Genomic DNA, 13,085 nt, shown 5'->3' with positions numbered 1-13,085 from the left:
TCGCCTGCCTGCTTGTGAGTTACTAATCCGCCCACATTGCTATTTAATCACGATCTGGTATTACCCATCAAAATTAATGGGACAGACCACTAGGCATTGCAGAACGAATTACATTAATAAAATTTTGGGCATAATTCTGCGTTGAAAAATCGAGGGCGCGTTGTCTAGCGGCTACTCCAGCACTCTGGGCAAATTCTTGCTCGTCAAGATAGCGGAGAATTGCGATCGCTAATTTATCTGCATCGCCGTAAGGTGTTAATAGTCCATTCATGCCATCGGTAATAATCTCTGTCGGACCACCTGCACTGCCAGCAATTACAGGTTTACCCAGCGCCATCGCCTCAATAATCACAATCCCAAAGGGTTCTTTATCTGATGCATGAACGAATACATCCATCGCTTGCACCCATTCCGGGATATTACGCTGTAGCCCAGCCATAATTATTTGGTCTTTCAAACCCAAAGCAGTGATTTCGGTTTTTAAGAAGTCTTCATAATCCGGTTCTAAATCGTGCTTCCCGCCAACCACCACACAATGAGCATCAGGATACTTCTGTAAAATTTTGGGCATCGCTTGCACCAATACGTGCATTCCCTTCCATCGTTGCAATCGTCCCACAATTCCAATCAACGGCCCGTGTAAAGGTAAGCCTAGTTTTTGCCGTACTTCTTCAGGAGAAGGTAAAGCATTAGGCTCAAATCGGTCTAATGCGACACCAGGATAAACCAAAGATGTTGGTCTGTGGGGCCAAATCTCTGCTTGTGCTTGCTTGCCATCTTGCGAGAGGGTGATAATTGCCCGCGCTGGGATGAGAGTTGCAATTCGTACCAACCAAGTTTTATCACTAGGTACTTCTAGTTGATACCACACAGCAGGCAACCCTGCTAGTATCGCCGCCAAACCTCCAGATATATGCGTAATCCACATCCAATTGACAATTATATCTGCACGTTCGTGGCGGGCGATCGCAGCTATCCGTAAAACAGCGCCAATAAAACGGTGGATTTGGCGTAAACGTCCACTTTTTACAACTCGCGCATCAATACCCAGAGACTTTACTTGTTCGACCATCGGACCGGATTCTAAAAATATCACTAGCCACTCAACACCAGCATTACGTCCCTGCTGCACTAAATCCCAAAGCATCATTTCACCACCGCCTCGTAGCTCGGCCAGTGGCATAACAATAATTACTTTCATAATCTATAAAAATCCTATTTAAGTTGGAAGATTTATGAAATTCTCGATTTATTAGAGAAGTTAGGAATGTTGGAGAACATCTGAGGATTCATATAATACTTATGTCCTGCCATAGTCATAGCTAAAAATCCCCAAAGAATCATCCCTGACACGCTCAACATTCCGCTACCGATAACTAACTGTGAAGCAGAACTGATCCCAATGGCGCGGGCAGCACTGACAAAACTATCGAAACGACCTTCACCATAGCTGCTAACAATAATAATTAACAAGATTAATCCACCCATATAAAATATGCCTCCAAACCAACCAAGGGTGAAAAACATATCTAAAATGCCACTATCAATTACCACTACTTCAATTTGACCAGTTTTTTCGTTGACCTTCCAAATATTTCCTAAGCCGTTACCTAGACCATTAGAAAGGGCTAAACCAAGATTTCTGTCGTAAGTTCCTGATCTATCTTTAAAGCTGCCATCTTCTTGAATATTAGAAAAAGTTTCAAAACGTGCTGCTACCACCCCAGCAATTGGTTCGATAGTTGTTAATGGCACAACACAAATAGCCATGACCAAAATTATGGTAACTAAGCGCATTTGAATTCTGGCTTTGACTGAACCCATAATCATAATTATTCCAAATAACCAGCCTCCCCAATTTGTACGTGCTTGTGTTAATAAAAAAGATAAGTAACCAACAGCTGAAGCCGGAAAAATTAAGTTTCCAGAACCGGTCAATAACAACAGTAACCCAGCCTGCATAACAGAACCGAAGGGGCCGACTGAGTGTAATGTACTCCAGACGCGCATCCCGAAAGGTACAGGGTTTCCAGAACTCATGAATAATTTTGATTGTATGAGCCAGTACCTATCCCATTCAGGAGCTACCACAAATTGATATACGCCATAAGTTCCTAAAATCAACACACACCAAAGAAATGTTCGCTGAATGTTCTGGCGATAGTTGGGATAATCTCGCCAGTTGATAAATAAGTGAAAAGCGAAAATCACAGGACTGAGCCAATCCATTAATCCGCGTGCTACAGGGATAGGTGGATTGTAAATTAGACCTACAAGAAAGCCATAGAACACTCCAATAAAAGCCAAAACAAACGGCAAACCTCCTTGGCGAGAGGCACGGGGAAAGTGTCGTAAGAATGTTGCTATAGTTATAAACACCACTAAATAGGGTGCTATAAGCATTTGGCGGCTAGGATCCCAGCCCACCCGATAGTCAACTAAGCGAGTCGCTAAGGGTGTGAGAAACCAAATCCACCAGGTAAAGCCGATGTAGAGAATGGGATGCCGCAAGTATAAAAATACGGCTACTACTAAAGCTGTCACCGGGAAAATTAGGCGTAATGCAGCAGTAGCACCAGCAAAATAGCAAACTACAGTTAGTAATATAAAGCCTGCGATCGCCATCCAACCCTGTAGCGATCGCTCTTCAGGAGAATAGTTTTCTTGTAAAAAACTATTGAAAAGTATCTGCTTAGAATTCATTCAATTTTAGATGTACATATAAATCAGTTCAACTAGTTCCCAGGCTCTAGCCTGGAAATGAAGTCATTCGAGGCTCTGCCTCATTTTGAATTCTGAACTTTGAATTTTGAATTGTTTATATCCCTGCCAACGTCCACGCCAAGATGCTAATAACTTTTTCCCCGCCAATTGCCCTTGGGTAGGTAAAAATCTCAGCCATTGTACTAAGCCCAAACTATCGCATGTACCCACAAATACTGCCCAGAACAAAAATGCAATCCGGTGGATAAATGGTAAATGCTCTAATAAAGTTAAGGTTTCATTATGGACTAAATTAATAAAGGCAATTTCATTAAAGTTATTTCGCTGATCTTCGTCAAAACGTTGTGCTGGATAATGATCTACAGCAACCTGAGGATCGTAAATTATCTTCCAACCAGCCCGCTTTAATGCCAGGGTGAATGCCATTTCAAAGTGTACTTGCGCTCCAGTACCACGCATCCGCTCGTCAAAGCGCAGTTGTCCGATCGCTTGGGTACGAAAACTCATGTTCACACCCTTGAGAATATCGACTTCGCGGGGTTCTCCCACTCCCAGATGATGGTTGCCAATGACTCGCCCAAACCACTGTAACTGTCCCACTACTGGGCGGGATTCGTCTTCTAATTTGCTGCCGTGATATATCCAATCACGCCCTCCCAGTCCGCCAAGACGACTATCGCATGTAAAGTAAGCCGCAATTCGCTCTAACCAATCCGGGTGGGGTGCGGCATCATCATCGGTAATGGAAACAATATCGCCCTCCACTGCTGCTAGTCCGGCGTTGAGAGCTGCTACTACCCCTGGTTGTGTCACTTTCACAGTATGCAGTGGTAAGTTGTGCACTGTGTATTGCGCCAGAAATTGCCAGGTTTCTGCATCCGTATCGCGGACAACCACTATCACCTGATCGACTGGTTTAGTTTGCTCCTGTAGCGCCAAAAGGCAGCGTGAGAGGTCTTGTGGACGGCGATAAGTCGGTATCAGAACGGTGTTCCGCATTCTTGCTTAACTCCTCGAATAGATCCACATAAGTTTGTGCCATAGCAGTCCAGCTGTGTTGTTCTGCCACAGAACGAGCAGCTTGACTCATTTGCTGCATATCTACATTTACTAAGGACATCATCGCCACAGCTAAAGCATCGATATCATTGGAGTCGGATAAGACAATGCCACATTCTGATGTGACTAACTCTGCACCCCCGGTAGCTGTGGCAGTAATTACTGGTAGTCCTGAAGAAAGTGCTTCTAACAATACGAGGCTACAAGCTTCATATCGGGAAGGAAAAATAAATAAATCTACTGACCGCATAATTTCGGGGATATCACGGCGAAATCCGACAAAATGCACGCGTTCGCTTAAGCCCAAGGATGCTGCTAGTTGTGGGAAGGGACTACCTTCGATATGACCTACCACCGCCAAATGTAAATCGGGAACTTTCACTAAGGCGTGTAGTACTGTATCTAAATTCTTTCTGGGTGTGCGGATGTCTCCAGCAAACAAGGCAAGGGTGACATTCTCCGGTAAACCTAATTTTTGGCGTTCGCTTTGGCCAGGAGTAAACTCTTCTAAGTCAACGCCATTGACAATTACTCGAATTCGAGAACGCGGTACACCAATGTTGACTAATTCTTGAGCTACTTTTTCAGATACAGCCACCACAACCTGCGCTTTTTGGAAAGCCTGTTTTTCCCAACGAGCATTAAAAGCCGTAAATAGCCACTGGTAAAAACCATATAAATCGCGGCGGTTGCGAGAAATATGAACAGGTGATCGCAACCATGAACTGTGGACAAAATGCACAGCATTCACATCAGCCGCAGCCAGATTAATTGCTCCATTGACTTTAACTAAATCAATGTTAGAGCGATGTTTACGTAACCAATCTGCACTTTTTTGAGCAAAGATGAAATTACGTACAAATTCTGTAGGATAGCCTTTAACTGGAATTTTAATCCAATTAACTTGGCTATTGTCTTCTAGTTCTGGTGCAACTTCACTAGCTAATAATGTCAAGTGATGACGACGACGAATCGCTTCCTTAGCAACCTCATAGTTTACTCGCCCCTGACCATCACCTTTTTTGATTTTATGAGTAACAATACAAAGTTTCATAAGATATTGAGATATTATTTCGATACTCCAATTAACTTACTTGCTAAAAATCGTGGAGTAAAACTAAGGCTAAGTGCTGCCATAGTTCGCACATTAAATTTTTGTTGATTCAGCGCCTGCAAAAAATAAGGACGTGCTGCGGCTATCTGTTCGCTTCGTAGCAAACCAATTCCTAAAGTAGTATTAGCTTCTAACCATTTCTGTTGAAAATGAGTTCTAAATTCTTGTAAGCGAGGGTCTTCCATAAATACTTGATAACAAAACATTTCGCTTTTAGCTTTGCGAATTTTTGCTTGCACATCTCGACTTCCACTGAGCATAGTATCAGTTTGCTCATGGGCACGATATCGCGTCAATCTTTCTGGATAATAGTAAGCGCCATAACCAGATATACAAAATAGATAGGTCAAATATAAATCCCACATCCCACCAACTTCTGAGGGAATACTATACCAATCCACCAAATTATTCCGAATCACGCAAGATGCAGCAGTAGGTATACTTTTATCTACCAATCCAATTTTATAAAAAGGTTGATGAATTCCTTTTGCTAATTTGTCTCGCTTGTAAGCACGGGTATTTTCTTCGGTGCCAGCATGATTAATTATGCTATTAGCATCTATAATATATTGGTCGCAAAAAGCGAGAATTAAATCAGAATTTGCTTCTAGTGGTGGCACAAGCTTTGCTAAAAAGTCTTCATGCCAAATATCATCGTCATGTAGACTAGCAACATACTTACCTTGCGCCATTTTAAAGCCATACTGCTGATTAGCTAACATCCCGACATTTTGCTGATGCTGCCAAAACTTGATGCGTGAATCACCAAAAGATGCTACAACTGCTTGGGGATTTTCGGAACTACAATTATCAGAAATAATAATTTCAATATTTTGATAAGTTTGTTTGATCGCACTTGCGATCGCTTGCTTGAGATATTCTGGTCGATTATAGGTAGGGATAACAACACTGACTAAAGGTTGTTGACATTCTTGATGTAATGACATAATCTTCTCCCTTTATATTTTCTAAGTAAAAGATGTACTATTTGATATTTTTAGTAAATTCAGCTTATTTAGCTTGAGATATACTATATAGTTTGTTGGCTTGAGAATGAAATTCAGCTATTGTTTTTGCATAAATTGTTCGGAGATTATTTACATGAGCAGCCATTGTAAATTCCTTCATCAATAAAGTATGACCTTGCTCACCCATGTAACGGCTTTTTTGATAATCTCTATACAATTCATTAATAGCATCAGCCAGCTTTTGGATATTATTGCTGGGAACAAGAATACCCGTTTCTCCATCTTGTAAATGTTCTGGAATCCCTCCGACTGCACTACCAATTACAGGTCGACAACGAGAGTATGCTTCCAAAGTTACAAGACCAGCAGGTTCAGGCCAAACACTGGGAAAGATGACTGCAAAACACTGTTGATAAAGTTTATCTAATTTATCCGAATCGCACCAACCATGCCAAGTGATTCGCTTATTTAATCCGAGTGTACTTGCTAACTTTTCTAACCGTGGTCGTTCCCAACCTTCACCAGCAATATCAAGTTGAATTTTTGGGTCTGTATGTATTAAGGTTTTGAGTAACCATTCCAGACCTTTATCAGAAACAATTCGTCCAGCGAACAAAATTCTCTGATTTTGATGTACTTCCAAACTTAGAGGGGAAGTTGCTGTTTCTGGTATAGAGATTCCACAGTGTAGTGTTATAGTTTGTTCGGCGGGTACACCGTTTTGAATTAACTCTTGCCGCACATATTCGCTATTAGCAATGAAAGTGATTTTTAGCCTTTTCAAGATATCTAAAAACTGATGAGTAGTTTGAAGTTCCTTAAAAGTTCTTAAAGGTCTACGGCTACCACATTTATCTACTAATTTCCCCCAAGTACATCCTAAGTAAGAGAAGTTGCGATCGCAGATTGTCCGTTGCTCTGCTAAATACTTTGTGCCACTAGGGCAGTAAAATGAGTGATTATGAACGCTGAAGATAGCAGGACATTCCCCTGTAAGCTGCAATAGCAAATCTGGACTGTGGATATGCAGCAGTTTGAACTGACTTTGATCGATATTTTTAAGTGATTTTATCACGCGATCGCTAACATCAGGTGGTCGATGTTCAAACAGAGAAGCTAAATAAGTTTCAACACCTCCGCTTCCACCGACACCGAAACTTGAGCATTGATAGATTAGGTCTTTATCAAAGATTTCCTGGGACATATTTTCTATGAATTTTAAGTATATAGGACTAATTTTAATAACTTATTTATCAGGATAATAAGTGTTTAAAATTTTACTATTTTCCTATTTTCTGAAATTATTGCTACATATTTAGTAGTTTACAGCTGTAGAGATTTACAGCCGATAAATAGGTTGGAAGTACTTTGATAATTGAATATTGTTTCTAATCTTGCTGCCTTACTTCATACTGCATTTGATGATATTTCCAAAGCTTACCTTTTAGTTCCAATAGTTCTTGATACTTACCTTGCTCTACTATTCGCCCCTGTTCTAAAACTACAACTTTATCTGCTTTAGAAATAGTAGAAAGACGGTGAGCTATCGCAATTACTGTTTTACCAACAGATAGCTTTTCTAATGAATCTTGAATTAAGCGCTCAGATAGCGAATCTAAGGCACTAGTTGCTTCATCCAAAATTAAAATTTCTGGGTTCCGCAGTAAAGCTCGTGCAATAGCAATTCGCTGTCTTTGTCCTCCAGATAACCTAACACCCCGATCTCCTAATTTGGTATCAAAACCTTCGGGCATTTCCAAAATAAATTCTAGTGCATTCGCTAGTTTAGCGGCTTCTTGAATTTCTTCATTCGTTGCCTCTGGAGTTCCGTAAGAAATATTCTGCCAAACATTAGTATTAAAAATAAAAGTATCCTGACTGACAACAGCTATTTTGCGACGTAGAGAGTTAATTTCAAACTGCCGGATATCAATTTCATCAATGTAAATATATCCATCTGTAGCATTATAAAATCGAGGAATTAAATCAGCCAGAGTTGTTTTACCAGCGCCAGATGCTCCGACTAACGCTGTCATCTTTCCCTTTTCAATCGTCAGGGTAATATTATGTAGCACTAAATTTTCATCATCATAGCCAAAATCCACAGATACTAAATCTATCGATCTATTTAATCCCTTAAACTCAACTCTGCCATTTTGAAAGTAATATTTTTCATCACTTCTCAACAGATTTTTAATATTGTCTGCTGAACCATGTAAAGTGCTAAGATATGCTCTCGTACCATTAATATCTTGAACAAAAGGGATAAAGCGAAATAGTACAAAGAAAAAGGTTAGTAAAGAAGCAACTTGTAGCGTTCCATTAGTGACAAGACTAGTGAATGCCAAAATAATCATTCCGATCAATACTGTAGTTGCTACCCCTTCGGCAATTGGCTTCACTAATGTCCAGGTAAATACAACTTTTGTTGTAGTACTTATTACCTTGTCGCTAGCTTTATAGTAACGCTGACGCTCAAAATCTTGAGTGCCACAAGAATGAACAGTGCGAATACCATTAATAAATTCTACGGCTGTTGATGTAAAATTAGCATTAGCAGTTGTCATCCCAAAACTTGATTCTCTGACTCTAGCATTTAGATTTGACAACCCCACACCTAAAAGTGTAAACAGCAATGCTGATATTATCGTCAATTGCCATGATATCAAAAACATTGATATTAAGTAGACAAAAGTTGTTAGTCCTCTAGTTACTAAAAAAGCCCCACCACTAAAACCTTGTCTGATTCTTTCAATCTCTGTAGTAATTGTGTTAATTAGTTCACCAGAACGAGTTTTACTAAAGTAACTTAATGAAAAGGATTGTAACTGTTCAAAAATTTGCTTGCGTAAGCGATCGGCGAGATATAGTTGAGATAATTCAGTATAAACTTGAGAAAAATAGTTGAAAGTTGCACGTAACCAAGTACTCAATAAAATCAGCAAAGATACGCGATATAAACGATTAATTGCTGATGTCTTGGCTCCTAAAATCCAAAGATCAAACCATTGTATTCCTGTTTGGACAGGTTGAGCATTGGGGCTAGTTAGGCTTTGTAAAAAAGAAAGTAAAAAACCAATACTGACACCTTCAAAAGTTGCTGCCAAAATTGAGAAAATCAAAGCTGAGATTGCAATTTTGCGAAAGTGTTTAAATTCTCTCAATATCAAATAGTTATCCTGCCAAAAGCTACTAGCTTTAAGCAGATTACTGAGTGGTTGAGTCAGTTGGAAATTCATGGATTTTATCATAATATTTTGGTAAGGGAGATAGACATCTATAGATTGGTCCGGTTCAAAATGATCAAAAAAACCTTGATGTAGAGATGTGATTTATCGCGTTTTTAAAAACCAATTATCTAGAACCGGATTCCTCTATAGATGCTACGAAAACAATTTTTGTTTGAGGTTCAGTGCGGTAGATGAAATCATCAATTACGGCACAGATAAATTACAAAGTTTGGCTATCCAGATGTAATAGATGAGATTGTGCCTCTACTTTCCAGGAAGCTGTAATTTCTGGTAATTTATTTAGCTGTACTGCATCTTCCAAAGTCCAACAATGAGATCCGGTTAAACTCATGTCACCCCGTAGCACGTTAAATAACTGTGGCAGATTGTCAAGATTGTATTTAACCATCCAACGCGCTAGCGGTGTGGTATTGTGGGTGCAAAAGCTGATTGCTTGAAAGAGTTTACCCCGTTCCCCAACACGCCATTCATGACAAAAAAGCGGCCCTGGTGAGTAAACCTGCATTAATCCAATTAATCCCAATATGACTGGACTTACTAATAGCAGTAATACGAAAGCAGCAATCCAATCAAATACTCGCTGCAATTGTCTCAAAGGTTGATTAGGAAGTTTTTTGCCAGCAGGTATGCTTAGGAATATTGGTTTTTGAGCTGCTTGACATGCATCTGCCCAAAATTTGAGCAAAGCCTCACCCAATTTTGGATCTATACTGACCAAACTTACTGGAGAATGTTGTAAGCATTTTATTAGCGATCGCTTATTATCTAATGAAGCCAGATATGGTTGTTTAACTTGTCCAGGCACTTTCACCAAAAGCTTACCCCGTCGCCACTGAAGTGTGCAGTACCCACGATTATCTTGGTGTGACTGGGTTACATCATATAAATTCTCTAGAGTTGGAATTATTGAAGTTGTCATAATGTCTTTGGGTTTATACAAAAGTGAATCACTGAGGCGTTATCAAAGGCTATTAATGCCAAAGACCCAAATCCGAATCTTATTGTAAGTCCAAAAAATTGGAGATAATTGAGGGCAAAATATGCTATAGTATCTGCCACTCAGCCAAGCATATATCGTGTAGAATTCTGCTAGTGTTGAGATGTACAAATTAGACAGATACTAATTACGTAGGTAGCAATCACCGCTACTATAAACATTCATGGGCAAATCATGATTTTCCGGAAACTACTGACAGTAGAGAAGTGTAGAGGTAAATTACCCATGAATCTATATCTACGTTTAATTACGCTGAGGTGTTCATTGTCTTGATAGATTTAAAAAACCAGTCTGCTCATGTCTTCTAGCCTTTATGAAGGTGCTTTAATCTCTAGAATATAAGACTATGTAGGAATAGCGATCGCTCAAATAACTTCTTTATTTATTCTTTAAAGAGTCAGTGATTTCTCTGAAAAATCATAAAGATAGCATAAATATACTGAATTCTTCCCGATAGCAACAAAATTCAATTTGGTTGATCAAAACGTAGGGCAATTTAGGAATCATTGCTGTCAATTTAAAGTAAAAACCAGTCTAGAACCAGCTTTTAGCAGATTGTCTCGTTCCCAGTTTCAGAGTGGGAATGCCCGTCCTTGAGGCTTTGCCTCTTTTACTCGCGGTAGCAGCCCAATGAACAGCTTTTTAGCCAGAGGCTAGAAACGAGAAAAAATGCAAAACGCAAAATCCCCAACTTCTCTAGGAAGTCGGGGATTTATCATCTAGCTGTACTAGCTATTTTTCTACAGCTTGACGTAGAGCTAATTGCTGTTGTTTGAGATTAGGTACGTAATTACTACTAGAGTTTGATACCCCATTAGCTACAACTCCAATCAGATTTAACTTACTCAACATAGCTGTCGCTTGATTAAGCTGACTTCGCGTCACAATACCAATGCTTGCCACCATAATCACACTACGACAAGATGATGCGGTAAGCATGGCATCCACTAAGCCGAGAACTGGGGGAGCATCTATGAGTACCAAATCATAGTTTTCCTCAAATGCTGTCATTAATTGGATCATCCGAGGGGAACTCAAAAGATTTGCTGGGTCAGCAGGTTTGGGGCCAGCGGTCAAAATATCGATGTAGGAAGAGCCTGAGTATTGAAGACTAATTTGGTTAGGTAGAGTTGTATCACTCGCTAATAAAGTTGAAAGTCCTTGCTCATTAGGAAGATTCAGTTGATGGTGCAAACTAGGATCGCGTAAGTTGGCATCAATCAGCAATACCCTTTTGTGTAAACGAGCAGCACTCATTGCCAAACCCAATGCCAAAGCTGATTTACCCTCATCGGCTAAAGCCGAGGTAATCATCAAAGATTTTAAATTAGTAACAGTATTTAAAAGTTCGATGTTTTTGTAAATCAGATCCAGCGATTCCCAACGTGGTGGAGATTGCAATACCTGAATTGTCCAGGGAGCGAGAACTTCTGGCTTGCCAAAAGGCAACTTTATCATTGATTCTCTGGGTTTGGCTGGCGGTAACTTGGGAGTTGTTCCCAACAACGGCATGGCCATTTGCTTCTCTAACTCAGCAGTGGTGTGAACTGCATCATCAGCCGATTCGCGAATAAAGGCAGCAATACCTCCTAACATTAAGCCAACCACAGCACCTAACAGCAAATTCTGCTGGAGATTGGGGCCTAATTTTGCGCCTTTTTGAGGATCTTCTACCACTTCCCAATTAAATCCACCTTTGGAAAGTTCTTGCCGCAATTGTTGTTCTGCTCTTAAAAGCTGCTCTAATCTTTCACGACTAAATTGCAACTGCGGTAGCATCCGATTGTAATAAGCTAACAGAGGCGGGAAGCGTTTGATTTCAAAACGTAGCTCATTTTCTTTCTGAGCCAAAGTTTGATCGCGAGCAGTTAAAGCAACTATAGTTGTCTGCGTTTCTACTAACTGAGCAGCAAGGTTAAGATCGATTTGACCCAGCTGTCCTTTTTCGAGAAGAGAGTCTCCAGAAGTGAATGCACTAGCAGACTTTCCGCCTAAAGTTCTTCCTACTTCTTGTTGCAATAGTTCCTTCTGGTCCTGAAGCTGTTCTTTGAGCTTTTGCACGCTTGGAGTTTGATCTGTAAAGCGTAAGCGTTCCTGTGCTAGTGCCAATTCGCTTTTTTGAATTTCGTTTAGTAAGCCTTGATAGCGAGTAGACTGACTCAAACGAGAAGCAACTAGAGCATTTTGAGGAGAACGGTTAAGTTGTTCTTCTAAAGATTTTTGGCGTGCTAAAGCTTCCCCATACTGAGCACGAGTTGTCTGTCTTTCTTGGGAAAGACTATTCAAAGCTGTTTCAATCGCTTTGGCCTGTGACTCTGGATCGATTAAGTTCTGATTTCTGCGAAATCTTTGTAAATTTGTCTCAGCCGCATTTACTTCTTCACTAGCTTTACTTAACTGTTCCCTGATGATTTGCAAACCTTTTTGTAAACGCGAACTCTGTTGTTGTTTGTTATATTCTAGATAAACTTGTCGAATCGCATTGAGGACTTTTTGGGTCTTTTCAGGATCTCCAGCAGTATATTCAACTTGAAAGATTTTAGTAGCGACATTATCTTCTTTGCTCCTAATTTGAGTTAAGACCAAAGAAGCTTTAATTTCAGCTGAAGTTATATCTGGATAACTAGACTGAAGTTTATCAACTGCTTTTTGAATTAGTCCCGAACTTTGCATCAAGTTAAGCTGAGTGGCAGTATCTATGACCACATTAGAGTCAGTAAACTGATTATCTACCCCCGCACCACCTTCGGTTTTACCTTGATAATTAGGTTCTACTAGCAGTTGCATAGAACTTTTATAAGTAGGTTTTGTTTTTACAGTTACTATGCTGGAAATAACAAGAGAACTAATTAATACTGCTAAGAACCAAGGAAATCTCCGCACAAATACGGCAAACATTTGTCCGTAACTTGGTTCACTTTCAGAAGCTGGAGCTAGATGAGGATTTAGACTAGTTTGAACCACTTTGATAT

At 40.0% G+C, this 13,085-nt stretch carries 9 protein-coding genes; all 9 read right to left on the bottom strand.

Annotated elements, in window-relative coordinates; genetic code table 11:
• Positions 1–73 precede the first annotated feature (73 nt).
• A complete protein-coding gene (locus V7K56_RS35875; RefSeq protein ID WP_334918765.1) occupies positions 74–1,183 on the bottom strand; it encodes a glycosyltransferase family 4 protein in 1,110 nt (369 codons plus the stop codon).
• Between the two features lie 50 nt (positions 1,184–1,233).
• Positions 1,234–2,703, bottom strand: a complete 1,470-nt coding sequence (locus tag V7K56_RS35870; RefSeq protein WP_334918763.1) for an O-antigen ligase domain-containing protein — start codon at positions 2,701–2,703, stop codon at positions 1,234–1,236.
• Between the two features lie 63 nt (positions 2,704–2,766).
• The gene (locus V7K56_RS35865; protein WP_334918761.1) at positions 2,767–3,723 is read right to left on the bottom strand and encodes a glycosyltransferase family 2 protein; all 957 of its coding nucleotides are present in this window, start codon (positions 3,721–3,723) and stop codon (positions 2,767–2,769) included.
• Entirely contained in the window at positions 3,641–4,837 is a 1,197-nt protein-coding gene (locus tag V7K56_RS35860) for a glycosyltransferase family 4 protein (protein ID WP_334918759.1), read from the bottom strand. The genes V7K56_RS35865 and V7K56_RS35860 overlap by 83 nt, the downstream gene beginning before the upstream one ends.
• A 14-nt stretch (positions 4,838–4,851) precedes the next feature.
• The gene (locus V7K56_RS35855; RefSeq protein ID WP_334918757.1) at positions 4,852–5,844 is read right to left on the bottom strand and encodes a glycosyltransferase family 2 protein; all 993 of its coding nucleotides are present in this window, start codon (positions 5,842–5,844) and stop codon (positions 4,852–4,854) included.
• A gap of 64 nt (positions 5,845–5,908) precedes the next feature.
• Positions 5,909–7,069 carry a glycosyltransferase family 4 protein gene (locus tag V7K56_RS35850; protein WP_334918755.1) on the bottom strand — a complete coding sequence of 387 codons (1,161 nt, stop codon included), beginning with the start codon at positions 7,067–7,069 and terminating at the stop codon, positions 5,909–5,911.
• 184 nt (positions 7,070–7,253) lie between these two features.
• Complete coding sequence (gene hepA, locus V7K56_RS35845) at positions 7,254–9,104, bottom strand: heterocyst formation ABC transporter subunit HepA (RefSeq protein ID WP_334918753.1); 1,851 nt, start codon at positions 9,102–9,104, stop codon at positions 7,254–7,256.
• 211 nt (positions 9,105–9,315) lie between these two features.
• Positions 9,316–10,035, bottom strand: a complete 720-nt coding sequence (gene hepC, locus V7K56_RS35840; protein WP_334918751.1) for a heterocyst development glycosyltransferase HepC — start codon at positions 10,033–10,035, stop codon at positions 9,316–9,318.
• A gap of 810 nt (positions 10,036–10,845) precedes the next feature.
• Positions 10,846–13,077, bottom strand: coding sequence for a GumC family protein (locus V7K56_RS35835; RefSeq protein ID WP_334918749.1), 2,232 nt, complete (start codon positions 13,075–13,077; stop codon positions 10,846–10,848).
• Positions 13,078–13,085 lie beyond the last annotated feature (8 nt).

Source organism: Nostoc sp., assembly GCF_036917535.1.
Classification (GTDB): domain Bacteria; phylum Cyanobacteriota; class Cyanobacteriia; order Cyanobacteriales; family Nostocaceae; genus Nostoc.
Note: the sequence above shows the minus strand (reverse complement) of the source record. Positions and strands in the feature narration are given on the sequence as shown.